Here is an 18238-nt window from a genome sequence, read left to right as displayed (position 1 = left end):
TGACCGGATGACCGGGACCCACCGAGAGCTGTCGCGGGGGTAACATATCGCCACGGCGCACCCGCGCCCCTCGGCCAGACCGCGCACGACGGCGTGCGCACAGGAGGCGCTCGTGACCACACGACGTGACGGATCCCGCTCGGTGCTGCGCAAGAAGCCCGTGCAGCAGATCGAGGACGAGACCGGGGGCACCGGCCTCTTCAAGAGCCTCGGCCTGTGGCAGCTGACGGCCATCGGCGTCGGCGGCATCATCGGCGTCGGCATCTTCTCGCTGGCGGGGCTCGTCGCCCACGGCGACGACGCGAACCCGGGCGTCGGGCCGGCCGTCCTGTTCTCCTTCTTGATCGCCGGTCTCGCGAGTGCCGCGGCGGCGCTCTCGTACGCCGAGTTCGCGGGCATGATCCCGCGGGCCGGCTCCGCCTACACCTACGGCTACGTCGCCCTCGGCGAGATCATCGGCTGGTTCATCGGCTGGGACCTGCTGCTCGAGTACGTGGCCATCGTGGCCGTCGTCGCGATCGGCATCTCGGGCTACTTCGACGCGTTCCTCTCGGGGCTCGGGCTGCACCTCCCCGACGCGATCGCCTCGACGCCCGACGCGGGGCAGGGCGGCGTGGTCAACCTGCCCGCGATCGTCGTCTGCCTGGTCGTGACCTTCATCCTGAGCCGGGGATCGAAGGCGTTCGGCCGCTTCGAGATCGTCGCCGTCGGCATCAAGGTGCTGCTGGTGCTGTTCATCATCGGCATCGGCCTGTTCCACCTGAGCGCCGAGAACTTCTCGCCCTTCGTGCCCAACGGCTTCGGGCCGGTCTTCACCGGGGCCGCCACCGTCTTCTTCGCCGTCTTCGGCTACGACGCGATGAGCACCGCGGCGGAGGAGAGCGTCGACGGCAAGAAGCACATGCCGAAGGCGATCATCCTGTCGTTGATCATCGCGATGATCCTCTACGTCGCCGCCACCCTGGTGCTCACCGGCATGCAGGACTACCGCGAGATCGACCCGGCCGCCGGCTTCGCCTCGGCGTTCAGCAGCGTCGGCCTGCCGGTGGTGGCCACGATCATCTCGGTGTTCGCCGTCATCTCGATCCTCACCGTCATGCTGACGTTCCTGCTCGGCGTCACGCGGGTCTGGTTCTCGATGAGCCGCGACGGCCTGCTGCCCGGCTGGTTCGCGCGGACCGATCGCAAGGGCGTCCCGCAGCGCGTCACGTGGATCGCGGGCATCGCCTCCGCGCTGCTCGCCGGGGTGTTCCCCATCCGCGCCGTCGCCGACCTGACGAACATCGGCATCCTCGCCGCGTTCGTGGTGGTCTGCGTCGCGGTCATCGTGTTCCGCTACCGCAAGCCCGACGAGCCGCGCACGTTCCGCCTCCCGTTCATGCCCTTCGTCCCGGCCTTCGGGGTGCTGGCGAGCGGGTTCCTCATCTCGCAGTTGCACTGGGAGACCTGGCTGCGCTTCGGCATCTGGCTGGTCGTCGGCCTCGTGCTCTACTTCGGCTACGGCCGCAGGCACTCGCTGCTGAACCCGGACAGCCCGCGCCTGCCGCGCTGAGCTCCCCGGCGCCTCCGAGCCCGCCGGACGTAGGCTGGGCGACGTGTCCACCCGCATCTACATCACGTCCGCAGAAGGCCACACCGGCAAGTCGACGATCGCCCTCGGCGTCCTCGACACGCTGAGCCACGAGGTCGGCCGGGTGGGGGTGTTCCGTCCCGTGGCGCGGTCGACGCGCGAGCGCGACTACGTCCTCGAGCTGCTGCTCGCCCACGACAGCGTCGACCTCGACTACGAGGAGTGCGTCGGCGTCACCTACGACGACGTGCACCGCGATCCCGACGCGGCGCTGGCCGCCATCGTCAGCCGGTTCTCCGCCGTCGAGCGGCAGTGCGACGCCGTCGTGGTGATCGGCTCCGACTACACCGACGTCGGCAGCCCCACTGAGCTGTCGTTCAACGCCCGGGTGGCCGCCAACCTCGGCGCCCCCGTGCTGCTCGTGCTCGGCGGCCGCAGCGCCGCCGACGGCACGACTCCCCGCACCGGCGCGGACATGCGCCAGGTGGCCGAGGTCACGACGGCCGAGCTCCGCAACGAGCACGCCGGCCTGCTCGCCGTCGTCGCGAACCGGGTCGACCCCGAGCACCTCGACGACGTCGTCGAGGGCGTGGGCCAGGCGCTCGCCGGGAGCCCCTCGGGCACCGTGCCCGTCTGGGCGCTGCCGGAGGACCGCCTCCTCGTCGCGCCCACCGTCCGCGCCGTGCTCGAGGCGACCGGCTCGACGTTCCTGCGTGGCGACGAGGCCCTGCTCGACCGTGAGGTCGAGGGGGTCGTCGTCGCCGCCATGTCGATGGAGAACGTCCTGCCGCGGCTGATCGAGGGGGCCGTGGTGGTCGTGCCCGGCGACCGGTCCGACGTGCTCGTCGCGACGGTGCTCGCCCACGCGTCCGAGACGTTCCCGTCGCTCGCCGCGGTCGTGCTCAACGGCGGCTTCGCGCTCGCCCCCCAGGTCGACCGGCTAATCGAGGGCCTCGGCAGCACGCTGCCGATCGCCCGCAGCGAGCTCGGCACCTACGACGCCGCGCTGGCCATCACCCAGACCCGGGGTCGCCTCGCCGCCGACTCGCCCCGCAAGTACGACCTCGCGCTGTCGCTCTTCGAGACGCACGTCGACGGCGCCGAGCTGCTGCGCCTGCTCGAGGTGAGCCCCTCCGGCGTCGTCACGCCGCTGATGTTCGAGCACCAGCTGCTCGAGCGCGCCCGCAGCGTCAAGAAGCACATCGTGCTGCCCGAGGGCGACGACGACCGCATCCTGCGCGCCGCGTCGACGCTGCTGCAGCGCGGCGTGGCCGACCTGACGCTGCTGGGCGACGAGGGCGTCATCCGCGCACGCGGCGCCGAGCTCGGCCTCGACCTGGCCGACGCCCGCGTGCTCGACCCCTTCGACGCCAGCCTGCAGGTGCAGTTCGCCGCCGAGTACGCGAAGCTGCGGGCGCACAAGGGCATCTCCGCGAGCATGGCGATGGACACGGTCACCGACGTCTCGTACTTCGGCACGATGATGGTCAAGCTCGGCCTCGCCGACGGCATGGTCTCCGGGGCGGCGCACACGACGGCCCACACCATCCGTCCCGCGTTCGAGGTGATCAAGACGGTGCCGGGCGTCGGCGTCGTCTCGAGCGTGTTCCTCATGGCGCTCGCCGACCGGGTGCTGGTCTACGGCGACTGCGCCGTCATCCCCGACCCGACCGCCGAGCAGCTCGCCGACATCGCGATCTCGTCGGCCGAGACCGCGGTGCAGTTCGGCATCGAGCCCCGCGTGGCCATGCTCAGCTACAGCACCGGCGACAGCGGCTCGGGCGCCGACGTCGAGAAGGTCCGCGCCGCGACGGCGCTGGTGCGCGAGCGCCGCCCCGACCTGCTCGTCGAGGGACCGATCCAGTACGACGCCGCGGCCGACCCGGTCGTGGCCGCCGCCAAGATGCCCGACTCCGAGGTCGCGGGCCGCGCGACCGTGTTCATCTTCCCCGACCTGAACACCGGCAACAACACGTACAAGGCCGTGCAGCGGAGTGCGGGGGCGGTCGCGATCGGGCCCATCCTGCAGGGCCTCCGCAAGCCGATCAACGACCTCTCCCGCGGCGCGCTCGTCGGCGACATCGTCAACACGGTGGCCATCACCGCCATCCAGGCCGGCACCGAGGCGGCCGCCGCCGAGACCACCACCACCACCGAAGGGAACACCCCGTGAGCGCAGTGCTCGTCGTCAACTCCGGCTCGTCGTCGTTCAAGTACCAGCTGATCGAGCTGGACGACGAGACGACGCTCGCGTCGGGTCTGGTCGAGCGCATCGGGGAGGCGGTGGGCCAGACCCGGCACCGCAACCACCTGACGGGTGCCGAGAGCAGCAACGACTCGCAGCCGATCGCCGACCACGCGGCCGGGTTCGAGGCGATGATGGCCGCCTTCGCCGCACAAGGCCCCTCCTTCGACGAGCACCCGCCCACGGCCGTCGGCCACCGTGTCGTGCACGGGGGAGTGGACTTCGACCGGGCCACGCTCGTCACCGACGAGGTGGAGAAGACGATCGACCGCCTCTCCGCGTTGGCGCCGCTGCACAACCCCGCGAACCTGCAGGGCATCAGGGCCGCGAAGGAGGCGTTCGCCGACGTGCCCCACGTGGCGGTGTTCGACACGGCGTTCCACCAGACGCTGGCGCCCGCTGCGTACACCTACGCGATCGACGCGGAGCTGGCCGAGAAGCACCACGTGCGCCGGTTCGGGTTCCACGGCACCTCGCACAAGTACGTGTCCGAGAAGACCGCCGAGTTCCTCGGCCGTCCGCTGGCCGAGCTCAAGATCATCGTCCTGCACCTCGGCAACGGCGCCTCCGCCGCAGCGATCGACGGCGGCCGCTCGATCGAGACGAGCATGGGCATGACGCCCCTCGAGGGGCTCGTGATGGGCACGCGGTCCGGCGACATCGACCCGGCAGCCGTCTTCCACCTGCACCGCGAGGCGGGCCTCGACTTCGATGAGCTCGAGACGCTGCTCAACAAGGGCAGCGGCCTGCTCGGCCTGACGGGCAGCGGCGACATGCGCGACGTGCAGGACAGCGCCTCGCGCGGCGACGTCGTGTCCGAGTCGGCGCTGGCCGTCTACCGCCACCGCATCCGCCACTACGTCGGCGCCTACGTCGCGCAGCTCGGCGGACTCGACGCGGTCGTCTTCACCGCGGGCGTCGGCGAGAACAACGCCCTGCTGCGCCGCCGCACGCTGGCCGGGCTCGACTTCTTCGGCATCCGGATCGACGACGACCGGAACGAGCTGGCCTCGCGCGACGCTCGCCGGATCTCGCCCGAGGGAGCGTCCGTCGACGTCCTCGTCGTCCCCACGAACGAGGAGCTCGAGATCGCCCGGCAGGCCGCCGCGCTCCGCTAGGACGTGCCAGGCCGGCCGCGTGCCGGACGACAAAGGCCCCGGAGGCGCACGTCGCGCCTCCTGGGCCTCTCTCGTCGACGGCAGGGGCAGCCCCCTGCGTCGACCTCAGTACTTGATCGTGGCGAGCGCGTCCGAGACGGGAGTCTCGCCCGAGACGAGCTCGAACTGGGTCTTCACCGCGGTGCCCTCGATGATCGCGGTGGCGATCACCTCCGCCACGTCGGCGCGGGAGACCGTGCCCCGCTCGACGGTCTGGCCCACCGTGACCTGGCCGGTGCCGGGGTCGTCGGTGAGGCCGCCGGGGCGCACCACGGTCCAGTCCAGGCCGTCGCGGGCGCGCAGGTCGGCGTCGGCCTCGCTCTTCGCGCGCATGTACACCTGGTAGACGGCGTCGTCGTCCTCGGCGGGCAGCTGGGCCTTCTCGGCGTCGAAGTCGTCCGTGCCGATGGCCGAGACCATCACGTAGCGGCCGACGCCCGCCTTCTCCGCCGCGTCGGCGAGCAGGACGGCTCCGTCGCGGTCGATCGTGAGCTTGCGCTCCGCGCCGCTGCCGCCCCCGCCGCCGGCCGCGAAGACCACGGCGTCGGCACCGTCGAGGTGGCCCGCGAGGGTCTCGACGTCGGCCTGCTCCAGGTCGAGGACGAGCGCGCGAGCACCCGCCGCCTCGAGGTCGGACGTGTGGTCGGGGTTGCGGACGATGCCCACCGGGTCGTGCCCGGCGTCGGCGAGTCGGCGTTCGAGGAGCTGGGCGATCTTGCCGTGTCCTCCGGCGATGACGATTCTCATGCACCCAGGGAACACCCCGTGTCGCGCAGACCACCCAGGAGCCGCTAAACTTCTGGAGGCTCCTCACGTGGCGCCATCCAGGCCAACTCCCCCAGGGCGGAAACGCAGCAAGGGCAACCGGGCTCTGGCGGGTGCGTGAGGGGTCTCTACTTTTTAACGCGCCGCCGCCCCTGCGGCGCTTCGGCGCGGCGTCCTGCCTGGTGCAGACGGGACCAGCCGGTCAGGTCGCTGTGCTGCAGGTGACTCCCAGCAGGCCGAAATTGACCGTTCGAGTCCCCGAGACGGGCGACGACCACGGCGCGGTACCGGCCGTGCCCTGCACGCGGTAGGTCGCGGCGCTGACGCCGAGGATCTCCGCTGGCACCTGGTAGCTCTTCACCGTCACGGTGGCGACCGGCAGCGTCACGCCGTTCCGGTACACGTTCCACGACGGCGGCTCGACTCCGCCCGCGGGGAGCGGCGTCGGGACGTCCCACGACAGCACAGGGGCCCCGAGGAGACCGCCGCCGGTGCACCCGATCGTCGAGGCGCCCACGAGGGTCCCCGTGGTCGCCGTCCCGGTCGCGCGGGTCGTGTCGGCGAAGGCGGCGAGGGTGGACTCGGGGGGCACCGCAGCCAGGCTGGCCGCGAGGGCGAGCGCGACGACGGTCGACACGGCGGCGGTGCCGGCAGTGCCGGAGGTGCGGTGCCGGCCGGCCGCGTGGCGCGGCCCGTCATCGTGGCGGGCACGCACCTCCTCGGCTCGGCCTCCGTCGGCAGGTGCCGGCTCGTGGGCGGTCGCGGCGAGGTCCTCGGCGCGCGGGCGGCGGAAGCCGATCATGGCGAGCATGCCGAAGAGCGTGCCGATCACGAACACCCAGCCGGGGGCGAGCGCCTGGTCGACCCACTCGCCGAGGCGGGGCGTCGACCAGAAGACACGGTCGGCCTCCGCGACGACGATCGGGTCCGGGTCGGTCACCGGGTTCGCGTCGCCCTTGAGGACGAGGGACCGGGAGGCGCCGCCCGCGTCGTCCGTCTCGACCACGCGGTGGGTGACGCGGACGCCGTCCGCGCGGGGGACGCTCACGACGTCGCCGACGGCCACGTCGGCCGCCGGCACCGTCCGCGCCAGCGCGAGCGCGCCCGTGGGGATGTCGGGGGACATCGAGCCGGACCGGAAGATGAGGGGGGTGACGCCCGCGAAGACGGCGAGGGCAGCAGCCGTCAGGCAGACCACGCCGGTAAGGGCGCCGGCCCAGAGGACGACCTCGCGCGCGAAGAAGCGCGCCCGGGCGTTGCGGCGGGCGTGGTCGACCGGTGGCCGGTCGTGCCGCGCGCGTCCGGGGGAGGACGCCATGCGTGGCTCCCCTCGTCGCGCGTCGGGCAGGTGGATCGTGAGGGGAACGGCGGAGTCGGGCACCCGACGCCGGACTCCGCCGTTCCCGTGTCCGGGCCGCGTCCGCCACGGGTGGCGGGGGCCTCGGGACGCCCGCCCTGGGAGGCGGGGGCTGGGAGGAGCTGCGGGGCAGCTACTGCTGGGTGGCGGTCACCGTCATGGTCGCCGTCACGGTCTTGCCCTGCACCGTGTTGGTCGCGTCGGCAGGGACCTCGGCGCGGACGCAGAGGTACTCGACCTGGGTGGCCGCCAGGGGCCGGGCGGCAGCCGTGGCCGGGCCTGCGCTGAGCTTCGTCGTGCTGGGCGTGACCACCGTGGCGGGGGTCGTGCCGAACGTGGCGGAGCTGCAGGTCGGGGGCGTGCCGACGTTGTAGGTGCCCGTGCCGAGGCTCGCGACGCCGAAGTTCAGCACAGGGCCGAGGACAGCCGCGTCGGCGCCGCCGGCGACCGTCGTGTACGTGTAGTTGAAGGGCAGGCTGCCGCCGTTGCGCACCGTGAGGAGCGCGTACGTCGAGTCGCCGGGCTTCGCCGCGGTCATCGTCAGGCCGGTGAGGGCCGTCGTGACGTCCTGGTCGTTCAGCTTGAGGTCGAGCGTGCCCGTGCTGAAGCTGCCGGTCGCGGTCACGGTGTCGGTGAACGCCGCGAGAGTCGCGACGGTGCCGAGCCCGAGCACGGTGCCGAGCGCGAGGACCGCCCTGACCTTGCCCGAGACGGAGAGGCGGTGGGCGCGTGAGGACGCCGTGGCTGCAGACATGCGGGTGTCTCCTGATCCTGATCCTGACCGGTCTGCCGCGAGGGTGGGTCGCGGCCGGTGCGTCACCGCTGGTGAGACGGTTCGGCACGAGCTGGTGAGGCTCGTCCGGTGGGTCGAAGATACCAAGGAGGCGCGGGTTGCGCCAGAGGTCGCACCCACCCCCGATGAGGGGTCGCGTCGCCCCCTGCCCGGCGCGGACGTCGGTGGCCCCGACTACTCTTGTCCCGTGGTCACAGCCCTGTATCGCCGTTACCGGCCAGAGAACTTCGCCGAGCTGATCGGACAGTCGCAGGTGACCGATCCGCTCCGCACGGCGCTGCGCGCCGACCGCGTCAACCACGCCTATCTGTTCAGCGGCCCCCGGGGCTGCGGCAAGACGACGTCGGCCCGCATCCTGGCGCGCTGCCTCAACTGCGCCCAGGGCCCCACCGACACGCCGTGCGGCGTCTGCGACTCGTGCGTCGAGCTCGCGCGCGACGGGGGCGGCTCGCTCGACGTCATCGAGATCGACGCCGCCAGCCACAACGGCGTCGACGACGCGCGCGACATCCGCGACCGCGCCGTGTTCGCCCCAGCGCGCGACCGGTTCAAGATCTTCATCCTCGACGAGGCCCACATGGTCACGCCGCAGGGCTTCAACGCGCTGCTGAAGGTCGTCGAAGAGCCGCCGGAGCACGTCAAGTTCATCTTCGCGACGACCGAGCCCGACAAGGTGATCGGCACGATCCGGTCGCGTACCCACCACTACCCGTTCCGGCTGGTCCCGCCCGCGCAGATGCTCGAGTACGTGCAGCAGCTCGCCGAGAGCGAGGGCGTCGCAGCCGCCCCCGGCGTCCTGCCCCTCGTGGTCCGGGCCGGCGGCGGGTCGGTGCGCGACACCCTGTCGCTGCTCGACCAGCTCATGGCCGGCAGCGAGAGCGGCGGCATCGAGTACGAGCGCGCCGTCGCCCTGCTCGGCTACACGCACGCAGCCCTCCTCGACGACGTCGTGGTCGCCCTCGGTCAGCGCGACGGCGCGGCCGCCTTCGCGGCCGTCGACCGGGTCGTCCAGACGGGCCAGGACCCGAGGCGCTTCGTCGAGGACCTGCTCGAACGGCTCCGGGACCTCATCGTGGTCGGCGCGACCGTCGAGGGCGCCTCCGCCGTCCTGCGCGGCGTCACGCCGGAAGAGCTCGACCGGCTCGTGCAGCAGTCGCACGCGTTCGGAGCCGCCGAGCTCTCGCGCTCGGCCGACGTCGTCAACCGGGCCCTCACCGACATGACGGGCGCCACGTCGCCGCGCCTCCACCTCGAGCTGATGATCGCCCGGGTGCTCGTGCCCGAGGCCGACGAGACGACGCGGGGCGCGCTGGCCCGCGTCGAGCGGCTCGAGCGCCGCGTCGGCGTCGACGGCGCCGCAGGCGACGCCGCCCACCCTGCACGTCCCGTGCAGGCGGCCGTGGCCGCGTCGGCTGTCCCGGCCCGAGGAGCAGGTGCCGCCGGTCAGCAGGCCGGCGGCCCGTCGTCCGTCTCGCAGACGGCGGCCGCCGGCCCGGCGGCGACGTCGTCGGACCCCGCCGCGGCCTCGGCGGCCTGGGGCGCCGTCGCCCCCGACATGCCGAGCACGCCCGCGGCTCCTGGCCCTGACGTGTCCCCGGCCGCCTCCGACGGTCCCGCCGCTTCCGATGGTCCGGCTGCCGCCGAGTCGGCCGCGACCGAGCCGGCGACGCCCACGGCTGCGCACTCGGCCGCCTGGACGCAGACGCCTGCGGTCGAGGGGGCCGTCCCGCCCGGTGCCGGTGCGGGTCCCGACGGCTCCGCCTCTCCTGTCGGCCCGGTGTCGCTGCAGCAGATGCGTGACGCCTGGCCCGAGATCGTCGAGGCCGTCGAGAAGGCGCGTCGCACCGCGTGGATGGTCGTCGTCACCGCGAGCGTGCAGGGCTATGCCGACGAGGTGCTGACCCTGGCGTTCCCCAGCTCGCACGACGTCGACGAGTTCAAGAAGCCCCAGGGCTCCGGCGAGGGCGTCAGCGAGTACCTCCGCCGCGCGATCCAGCAGGTGCTCGGCGTCCGGGTCAAGTACATCGCCCGAGTGGAGGGCCCGGCCGACGGCCCGACCCCGGCGGCCGCCGCCGCCGTGGCTCCGACCGAGCCGGCCACGGCGCGCGACGAGCCGGCGCCGGTCGTCCCGGACGAGAGGGCGGCCTCGTCTTCTCCTGCTCCCGAGTCGCAGGCAGCGTCGGCACCCGCCTCGGCTCCGGCACCTGCCTCGGCCTCCACCGCGGCTGCCTCGGCCCCCCGGGAGTCGCGCCCGGCATCGCGGCCTGCGCAGCCCGAGGCGCGGCCGACGTCCGGCCCCGTCACCGGCTGGGACGTCGCGACGATCCCGCAGACGCCCCCGCCCGAGCCCGACGAACCCGAGTTCATCACGGAGGAGCCGCCCGGCGGTGCCCCCACGGTCGACGCGACGCCACCGCCCTCCGACGCGGCCCCGGCCGCACCGGCGACGCCGTCGACCGCTGCCGCAGCACCTGCCTCGGCACCCTCACCGGCGCAGGGCCCGAGTGCGAGCCAGCGCCGCGCCGCCGCGGGCGACCCCCGGCGGGGCATCCCGGCCGGGTCGCGCTACGGCGAGGCCGTCGTCCGCGAGATCCTCGGCGCCCAGTTCATCGAAGAAGAGACGATCGCTCCCCGCGTCACGCCTCAGAGAAGCGAGTAGTCCGTGTACGAGGGCATCGTCCAAGAGCTGATCGACGAGTTCGGCCGCCTCCCGGGCATCGGGCCGAAGTCGGCGCAGCGGATCGCGTTCCACATCCTGCAGACCGAGACGTACGACACGACGCGGCTGTCGGAGCTGCTGGTGGACGTCCGCACCAGGGTGCGGTTCTGCGAGGTCTGCGGCAACGTCACCGAGCAGGAGCGCTGCTCCATCTGCCGCGACCCGCGGCGCTCGCCGGCCACCATCTGCGTGGTCGAGGAGGCGAAGGACGTCCAGGCGATCGAACGGACCCGCGAGTTCCGCGGGCTCTACCACGTGCTCGGCGGGGCCATCAGCCCCATCGACGGCGTGGGGCCGGACGACCTGCGCATCCGGCAGCTCGTCCAGCGCCTCGCCGACGACACGGTGCAGGAGGTCATCATCGCGACCGACCCCAACCTCGAGGGCGAGGCCACGGCGACCTACCTGTCCCGGATGCTCGCGCCGTTCGGGCTGCGCGTCACGCGTCTCGCCTCCGGGCTGCCGGTCGGCGGCGACCTCGAGTACGCCGACGAGGTCACCCTCGGGCGCGCGTTCGAGGGGCGGCGGCTCGTCTCCGAGTAGACCAGTGACTCAGGGTCGAGCGGCTCAGGGTCGAGCGGCTCAGGGCCGGACCGCTCCAGGGCGGGCGGCTCAGAGCCGCGCGCGACGGGCACGGACGACGCTGTAGAGGCCGAAGGCGATCAGTCCGATCGCCACGACCGACAGCACCACGACGCCAGCTGGCAGGCCCGCGAGAGCCTTGAGGGCGCCGTCCAGCCCGCTGGCCTCCTCGGGGTCGGCTGTGAGGGCCGCGACCGCGAAGAGCACGCCGACGACGGCGATCGCGACGCCCTTGGCGACGTAGCCGACGACGCCGAGCGCGACGGTCACGCGACCGGCGGTCCCCGACGGCACGACCAGGTCCTCACGGAACTCCTGCCGGAGGCCCTTGGCGACGAAGTAGACGCCGATCGCGACGACGGCCAGCCCGAGGACGACGAGCAGCACGACTCCGCCGGGCGTCGCGATGAGGCGCGAGCTGAGGCTCTGCGTCTGGTCCGAGCTGTCCGACGACCCGCCCCGGGCGAAGGTGAACGCGGTGGCGCCGACGGCGAGGTAGGCGACGCCCTTGCCGCCCTCCTTCGCCCGCTCGGCCCACGCCTCCTTGTCCGTGCCCCGCACGAGAGCCGCCTCGAGCACCTGGAACAGGCCGAGGGCCCACAGGCCCACGACGACGACCCACAGCACGGCGGCGCCGCCGGGCCGCGAGGCGAGCTGGCCGAGCGCGCCGCCCTGGTCGGCCTCGCCGCCGCCGCCCGCCGCGACGCCGAGGGCGATGCCGCCGATCAGGACGTGGAGCAGCCCGTTCACGGCGAACCCCACCCGCGCGAGGGTGCGGAGGGCACGGCTGTCCTGGAGGCGGCTGGCGGATCCGCGGGCATCCGCGACGGCGTCGGTCATGCCCCCACGCTAGAGGTCGCGAGAGCAGTCGGCCCGGCCGGCCAGGGGCGAGGAGGCGGCCGTCCACAGGGCCGTCGCGACCGGTCGTCACACGGGCCGGGCACCTCCTAGAATCATCGGACGCAGGCGCCGCCAGCCCGACCGCGCCCGCCTCCTCCTGCCACCCACCTCCTGGAGCCGCCACCGTGAGCTTGATCGTGCAGAAATTCGGCGGGTCCTCCGTCGCCGACGCCGAGAGCATCAAGCGCGTCGCGAAGCGCATCGTCGAGACGCGCAAGGCCGGGAACGACGTCGTCGTCGCGGTCAGCGCCATGGGCGACACGACCGACGAGCTGCTCGACCTCGCCGCCGAGGTGACGCCGATGCCCGGCGGCCGCGAGCTCGACATGCTCCTCACCGCGGGCGAGCGCATCAGCATGGCGCTGCTCGCCATGGCGATCCGCAGCCAGGGCGTCGAGGCCCGGTCGTACACGGGCAGCCAGGCGGGCATGATCACGGACGCCCAGCACGGCAAGGCGCGCATCGTCGACGTCACGCCGGGGCGCATCCGGGAGGCGCTGGACGCCGGGTCGGTCGCCATCGTCGCGGGGTTCCAGGGCTTCAACCGCAGCACGGGAGACATCACGACGCTCGGGCGGGGCGGCTCCGACACCACGGCCGTGGCGCTCGCCGCCGCGCTCGACGCCGACGTCTGCGAGATCTACACCGACGTCGACGGCATCTTCACGGCCGACCCCCGCGTCGTGCCCCGCGCCCGCAAGCTCGACCGCATCACGAGCGAGGAGATGCTCGAGCTCGCCGCCGCGGGCTCGAAGGTGCTCTACATCCGCGCCGTCGAGTACGCCCGACGCCACGGCGTCACCCTGCACGTCCGCTCGTCGTTCCACAACGGCGAGGGCACCTTGGTCGTCAACCCGAAAGAGGGAGAGAACGTGGAAGAGCCCATCATCAGCGGTGTCGCGGGCGACCTGAGCGAGGCGAAGGTCACCGTCGTCGGCGTCCCCGACGTCCCCGGCAAGGCCGCACAGATCTTCCGCACGGTCGCCAAGACGAGCGCGAACATCGACATGATCGTGCAGAACGTCTCGGCCGCGTCGACCAGCCGCACCGACATCTCGTTCACGCTGCCGAAGTCCGAGGGCTCGGTCGTGCTGAACGCGCTCGAGTCCGACCGGGCCGAGATCGGCTTCGAGTCGCTGCAGTACGACGACCAGATAGGCAAGCTCGCCCTCGTCGGCGCCGGCATGCGCACCAACGCCGGCGTCTCGGCGCGCCTCTTCACGGCCCTGTTCGAGGCCGGCATCAACATCGAGATGATCTCGACGAGCGAGATCCGCATCTCGGTCGTGACGCGCGCCGACACGCTCGCCGAGGCCCTCCGCGTCGTGCACACGGCCTTCGAGCTCGACGCCGACGTCGAGGCCGTCGTCTGGGGCGGCACCGGTCGCTGACCGGACCGCCCGCGACGATCCTCCCCGGTCACCATCCCCCCACCCTCACCACCCCCAGGAGCACGAGATGTCTGAAGGTCTGCGCGTCGGCGTGGTCGGAGCCACCGGCCAGGTCGGCAAGGTCATGCGGAAGCTGCTCGCCGAGCGCGAGTTCCCGATCGCCGAGATCCGCTTCTTCGCCACGGCGCGCTCGGCAGGGACGACCCTGCCGTTCCGCGGCGTCGACGTCGTCGTCGAGGACGTCGAGACGGCCGACCCGAGAGGGCTCGACATCGCGCTCTTCTCGGCCGGCGCCACCGGCAGCCGGGCGCACGCCCCCCGCTTCGCCGAGGCCGGCGTGCTCGTCATCGACAACTCGAGCGCCTGGCGGATGGACCCTGAGGTGCCTCTCGTCGTCAGCGAGGTCAACCCCCACGCGATCGACCAGGCCGTCAAGGGCATCGTCGCCAACCCGAACTGCACCACCATGGCCGCGATGCCGGTGCTCAAGGTCCTCGACGCCGAGGCGACGCTCGAGCGACTGATCGTCAGCACGTACCAGGCCGTCAGCGGCAGTGGCCTCGCGGGCGCCGACGAGCTGCTCGGCCAGGCACGTGCGGCCCTCGAGGGCGACGCCGCGGGCCTCGTCCACGACGGAGGCGCGGTGCAGATGCCTCAGCCGGCGGTCTACGTGCGCCCCATCGCCTTCGACGTCATCCCGCTCGCCGGCTCGATCGTCGACGACGGCCTCGACGAGACCGACGAGGAGAAGAAGCTCCGCAACGAGAGCCGCAAGATCCTCGAGCGTCCCGACCTGCTCGTCAGCGGCACCTGCGTGCGCGTGCCGGTCTTCACCGGGCACTCCCTGTCGATCAACGCCGAGTTCGCGACCGAGCTCACCGCCGCTCGCGCCCGTGAGCTCCTCGCGGACGCGCCGGGGGTCGTCCTCACCGACGTGCCCACGCCCCTCGAGGCCGCCGGCAAGGACCCGTCGTTCGTCGGTCGCGTCCGTCAGGACGAGGGCGTGCCCGGCAACCGCGGCATCGCCCTCTTCATCAGCAACGACAACCTCCGCAAGGGCGCGGCCCTGAACGCCGTGCAGATCGCCGAGATCGTCGCGGCGCGCCGTCTCGCGACGGCGTAGGTCCCGCCACCGAACCCGCACCTCCGTCGCTCCGAAGACCGGGCATGACCCGTCTCGTGCCCGGCCTCGTCGCCCTGCTCGCCGCTGCCGCCGCAGTCCTGACGGGCTGCGCCGGGGCCGTCACCGACGGCCCGGCCGCCTCGTCGGCGATCCCGGAGGGCGACGGCCCGGTCGTGGCCTTCTACGGCGACTCGTACACCCTCGGCACGGGGGCGTCCGATGCGTCGCACCGCTGGTCGACGATCGTCAGCGAGGAGCGCGGCTGGCGCGAGTACAACCCCAGCGTCAACGGGCTCGGCTTCGTCAACCACCGCACGTCGTTCGAGGGCGGCGACCTGCCCGGCCTCGTCATCGACGTCGACCCGGACATCGTGTTCGTCACGATGGGGCTGAACGACAATTTCTCGTACGACGCCCGCGCCGACGAGATCCGCGCCCAGATCGGCGACGACCTCGACCGCATCGCGTCCGCCCTGCCCGATGCGCGCCTCGTCGTCGTCGAGCCGTTCTGGTACACCGACGATCGACCGGCGAGCGTCGACGTCATCACGGGGTGGGTCCACGACGCGGCCGACGAGGTCGGCGCGGACTGGGTGCCGGGCGCCTCCCGGTGGCTCGAGGGGCACCCCGAGTGGATGGCCGCGGACGGTCTGCACCCGAACGACGAAGGCTACGCGGAGATGGCCCGGCGGATGGACGCCGAGCTGACGACACTCGGGCTCTGAGCCGGGGCTGCCCGTCGGCCCCCTCCGTGAGCTCGTCGTCGAGCCGGGGGCCGGTCCGTACCCAGACGCCGCGCCTAGACTGCACCTCGTGACCGAAGCATCGAAGGCAACGAAGCCCGTCGACGTCGCCCTCATCGGGGCCGGCGTCATGAGCGCCACGTTGGGCGCCATGATCAAGCAGCTCGAGCCCACCTGGACGATCCAGGTCTACGAGGCGCTCGGCGACGTCGCCCAGGAGTCGAGCAACCCCTGGAACAACGCGGGCACCGGCCACTCCGCCCTCTGCGAGCTCAACTACACGCCCGAGCGCGCCGACGGCACGATCGACACGAGCAGCGCCGTCAAGGTCAACGAGCAGTTCCAGGTCTCACGTCAGTTCTGGTCGTTCCTCGTCGCCGAGGGCGCCCTCCCCGAGCCGTCCGCCTTCATCAACTCGACGCCGCACATGAGCTTCGTCTGGGGCGAGGCCAACGTCGAGTACCTGCGCAAGCGGCACGAGGCGCTGCAGGGCCACCCGCTGTTCGCCGGCATGGAGTTCAGCACCGATGCCTCCGTCATCCGCTCGTGGGCCCCGTCCCTCATCCTGGGCCGTGCCAAGGACCAGCCGATCGCCGCGACCCGCATCGAGGCCGGCACCGACGTCGACTTCGGCAGCCTCACGCGCCTCCTGCTGACTTACCTCGAGGAGAACGAGGCGCGCATCGAGCTCGACCACCGCGTCACCGGTCTGACGAAGCTCGCCGACGGCACGTGGCGCGTCGCCATGCGCCGTCAGGTCGGCGGCACGCCCACGAGCGTCGACGCCCGGTTCGTCTTCGTCGGCGCCGGGGGAGGCGCGCTGCACCTGCTGCAGAAGTCGGGCATCGACGAGATCAAGGGCTTCGGCGGCTTCCCGGTCAGCGGCGAGTTCCTCCGGACCGACGACCCGGCCGTCGTGGCGAAGCACGCCGCCAAGGTCTACGGCAAGGCCGCCGTCGGGTCGCCCCCGATGTCGGTCCCGCACCTCGACACCCGTGTCGTGGACGGCCAGGCGAGCCTGATGTTCGGGCCCTACGCCGGCTTCAGCCCGAAGTTCCTCAAGAACGGCTCGTGGTTCGACCTCTTCGCCTCGATCCGTCCGCACAACCTGTACCCGATGATCCGGGCCGGGCTGGCGAACCTCTCGCTCGTCAAGTACCTGGTCGGCCAGCTGATGGCGAGCAGCGACAGCAAGTTCGAGTCGCTGCGGGAGTTCATGCCCGACGCCGACCCGGCCGACTGGTACCGCATCACGGCGGGCCAGCGCGTGCAGGTCATCAAGAAGGACGCGAAGAAGGGCGGCGTGCTGCAGTTCGGCACCGAGGTGGTCTCGGCGGCGGACGGCACGATCGCGGGCCTCCTCGGGGCCTCGCCGGGCGCCTCCACCGCCGTCCCGATCATGCTGTCGGTGCTCGAGCGCTGCTTCCCCGACCGGATCGCCGGGTGGACCCCGACGCTCCGCCGCATGGTGCCGACCTACGGCGACCAGCTCGCCGACGACGAGGCGCGCGCCGCCGCGACGCTCGGGGCGACCGCCGAGGCCCTGCGCATCCACGCGTAGCGGCTCGATCCGCCCCGCGGCCTGCCGAGCCGACCTGAGGAGGCGCGGACCGCTCCCGGCTTGACGTCCGATCGAACGTGTGTTCGACTCTCGTCATGAGATGGAGCGAACAGGCGACGACGGCGACCGACTCGTCGGCCCTGCCCGGGCTGGCGAAGCTGTCGAACCTGGTCGCCTCGGTCACGACGCCCGAGTTCGCGGGGGTGACGTTCCACGAGATCCTCGCGAAGAGCGCCCTGAACCGCGTGCCGGGCAGCGACTCCGCCCTGCCCTTCGGCTGGACGATCAACCCCTACCGCGGCTGCAGCCACGCCTGCGTCTACTGCTTCGCGCGGCCGACGCACGAGTACCTCGACCTCGACGGCGGCGACGACTTCGACCGGCAGATCGTCGTCAAGGTGAACGTCGCGGAGGTGCTGTCCCGAGAGCTACGTCGCCCGACGTGGCAGCGCTACCCCGTCGCGCTCGGCACGAACACCGACCCGTACCAGCGCGCCGAGGGCAAGTACCGGCTCATGCCGGGCATCATCGCGGCCCTGGCCGACTCGGGCACCCCGTTCAGCATCCTGACCAAGGGCACCCTGCTGAGGCGCGACCTGCCGCTCCTCGTCGAGGCGGCCCAGCACGTGCCGGTCGACATCGCGATGTCGATCGCGATCCACGACGACGACCTCCAGCAGTCGGTCGAGCCGGGCACGCCGACCACGGCCGCGCGTCTCGCGACCGTCCGCGCGGCGACCGACGCGGGGCTCCGCTGCTCCGTCTTCATGATGCCCGTCCTGCCGTGGCTGACCGACGACCTCGACCACCTGCACCGGGCCCTGGCAGCCGTGCGCGCCTCCGGGGCGACGAGCCTGCTGTACTCGGCCCTCCACCTCAAGCCCGGCGTCAAGGAATGGTGGTCCGCCTGGCTCGAGCGTGAGCACCCGGAGCTCGTCACGCGGTACCGCGACATGTACGCGACGAGCACCTACGCGCCCCTCGGCTACCGCAAGTGGCTCGCGGCCCGCATGCGACCCCTCCTGGCCGAGCACGGGCTCGAGCACGGCACGGCCGACCCGGCGACGGGCTCCACCCGTTCGAGTGCGCTCGACGACGCCGCGGCGGCCAGGGGCACGCTGGGCTTCGGCGCGGACGGACGGCCCCGGTCGCTCATCGCCCACGAGCTGCCGGGCTGTGCACGGTCGTCTCAGCCACGTCTCTTCTGACCGCGGCAGCGCTCGTCGTCCCTCCGTCCCCGAGGTCGGGGCACAGCCGTCCCGGTGGCTCGGCCCGTCCCGCGAGGTGACCCTAGATAACGGGGTACAGCACGAGTCCTCGTTCTGGCATGAT

General features: G+C 72.5%; 14 protein-coding genes and 1 other RNA gene. 11 read left to right on the top strand and 4 right to left on the bottom strand.

Annotated elements, in window-relative coordinates; genetic code table 11:
• Positions 1-112: 112 nt before the first annotated feature.
• The 3 genes from EDF18_RS05045 to EDF18_RS05035 are packed head-to-tail and all read left to right on the top strand — an operon-like array spanning position 113 to position 4933.
• Positions 113-1552, top strand: a complete 1440-nt coding sequence (locus EDF18_RS05045; RefSeq protein ID WP_123546666.1) for an amino acid permease — start codon at positions 113-115, stop codon at positions 1550-1552.
• Between the two features lie 43 nt (positions 1553-1595).
• Entirely contained in the window at positions 1596-3743 is a 2148-nt protein-coding gene (pta, locus tag EDF18_RS05040; protein ID WP_123546665.1) for a phosphate acetyltransferase, read from the top strand.
• The gene (locus EDF18_RS05035) at positions 3740-4933 is read left to right on the top strand and encodes an acetate/propionate family kinase (protein WP_123546664.1); all 1194 of its coding nucleotides are present in this window, start codon (positions 3740-3742) and stop codon (positions 4931-4933) included. Before pta ends, EDF18_RS05035 begins: the two co-directional genes overlap by 4 nt.
• A 105-nt stretch (positions 4934-5038) precedes the next feature.
• Here EDF18_RS05035 and EDF18_RS05030 read toward each other — a convergent pair whose 3' ends face one another.
• Positions 5039-5719 carry an SDR family oxidoreductase gene (locus EDF18_RS05030; protein ID WP_123546663.1) on the bottom strand — a complete coding sequence of 227 codons (681 nt, stop codon included), beginning with the start codon at positions 5717-5719 and terminating at the stop codon, positions 5039-5041.
• Between the two features lie 54 nt (positions 5720-5773).
• Between EDF18_RS05030 and ffs the strand changes: the two genes are divergently transcribed.
• An RNA gene (gene ffs / locus EDF18_RS05025) (signal recognition particle sRNA small type) lies at positions 5774-5870 on the top strand.
• A gap of 69 nt (positions 5871-5939) precedes the next feature.
• Here the strand turns inward: ffs and EDF18_RS05020 are convergent.
• Positions 5940-7055, bottom strand: coding sequence for a signal peptidase I (locus EDF18_RS05020; protein ID WP_123546662.1), 1116 nt, complete (start codon positions 7053-7055; stop codon positions 5940-5942).
• A 172-nt stretch (positions 7056-7227) separates the two neighbouring features.
• On the bottom strand, positions 7228-7848 hold the full coding sequence (locus EDF18_RS05015) for a TasA family protein (protein ID WP_123546661.1): 621 nt from the start codon (positions 7846-7848) through the stop codon (positions 7228-7230).
• Positions 7849-8074: 226 nt separating this feature from the next.
• On the opposite strand from EDF18_RS05015, the gene EDF18_RS05010 reads away from it, so the two are divergent.
• Entirely contained in the window at positions 8075-10546 is a 2472-nt protein-coding gene (locus tag EDF18_RS05010; protein WP_123546660.1) for a DNA polymerase III subunit gamma and tau, read from the top strand.
• Positions 10547-10549: 3 nt separating this feature from the next.
• Positions 10550-11149 (top strand): recombination mediator RecR, encoded by a 600-nt coding sequence (recR, locus tag EDF18_RS05005; RefSeq protein WP_123546659.1) that lies wholly within the window; start codon positions 10550-10552, stop codon positions 11147-11149.
• A gap of 69 nt (positions 11150-11218) precedes the next feature.
• Here the strand turns inward: recR and EDF18_RS05000 are convergent, their stop codons facing one another.
• Positions 11219-12028: a DUF1206 domain-containing protein gene (locus EDF18_RS05000; RefSeq protein WP_123546658.1), complete on the bottom strand. Its 810-nt coding sequence runs from the start codon at positions 12026-12028 to the stop codon at positions 11219-11221.
• 185 nt (positions 12029-12213) lie between these two features.
• Here EDF18_RS05000 and EDF18_RS04995 point away from each other — a divergent pair, with 185 nt between their 5' ends.
• The 5 genes from EDF18_RS04995 (at position 12214) to EDF18_RS04975 (ending at position 18114) form a co-directional block, all read left to right on the top strand.
• On the top strand, positions 12214-13479 hold the full coding sequence (locus tag EDF18_RS04995) for an aspartate kinase (protein WP_123546657.1): 1266 nt from the start codon (positions 12214-12216) through the stop codon (positions 13477-13479).
• A gap of 67 nt (positions 13480-13546) precedes the next feature.
• On the top strand, positions 13547-14602 hold the full coding sequence (locus EDF18_RS04990; RefSeq protein ID WP_123546656.1) for an aspartate-semialdehyde dehydrogenase: 1056 nt from the start codon (positions 13547-13549) through the stop codon (positions 14600-14602).
• A 44-nt stretch (positions 14603-14646) separates the two neighbouring features.
• Positions 14647-15327 carry an SGNH/GDSL hydrolase family protein gene (locus EDF18_RS04985; RefSeq protein ID WP_123546655.1) on the top strand — a complete coding sequence of 227 codons (681 nt, stop codon included), beginning with the start codon at positions 14647-14649 and terminating at the stop codon, positions 15325-15327.
• An 88-nt stretch (positions 15328-15415) separates the two neighbouring features.
• A complete protein-coding gene (locus tag EDF18_RS04980; protein WP_123546654.1) occupies positions 15416-16906 on the top strand; it encodes a malate:quinone oxidoreductase in 1491 nt (496 codons plus the stop codon).
• Between the two features lie 95 nt (positions 16907-17001).
• Entirely contained in the window at positions 17002-18114 is a 1113-nt protein-coding gene (locus tag EDF18_RS04975; protein WP_123546653.1) for an Rv2578c family radical SAM protein, read from the top strand.
• Positions 18115-18238 lie beyond the last annotated feature (124 nt).

It is taken from the genome of Frigoribacterium sp. PhB107 (assembly GCF_003751515.1).
Lineage (GTDB): Bacteria > Actinomycetota > Actinomycetes > Actinomycetales > Microbacteriaceae > Frigoribacterium.
The sequence above is the reverse complement of the archived record's forward strand: the minus strand, read 5'-3'. Positions and strand labels throughout refer to the sequence as shown.

Coding starts and splice junctions, on each gene's coding strand:
- EDF18_RS04990 (WP_123546656.1), top strand. CDS start 13,547: ATGTCTGAAGGTCTGCGCGTCGGCGTGGTCGGAGCCACCGGCCAGGTC.
- EDF18_RS04985 (WP_123546655.1), top strand. CDS start 14,647: ATGACCCGTCTCGTGCCCGGCCTCGTCGCCCTGCTCGCCGCTGCCGCC.
- EDF18_RS04975 (WP_123546653.1), top strand. CDS start 17,002: ATGAGATGGAGCGAACAGGCGACGACGGCGACCGACTCGTCGGCCCTG.
- EDF18_RS05030 (WP_123546663.1), bottom strand. CDS start 5,719: ATGAGAATCGTCATCGCCGGAGGACACGGCAAGATCGCCCAGCTCCTC.
- EDF18_RS05020 (WP_123546662.1), bottom strand. CDS start 7,055: ATGGCGTCCTCCCCCGGACGCGCGCGGCACGACCGGCCACCGGTCGAC.
- EDF18_RS05000 (WP_123546658.1), bottom strand. CDS start 12,028: ATGACCGACGCCGTCGCGGATGCCCGCGGATCCGCCAGCCGCCTCCAG.
- EDF18_RS05015 (WP_123546661.1), bottom strand. CDS start 7,848: ATGTCTGCAGCCACGGCGTCCTCACGCGCCCACCGCCTCTCCGTCTCG.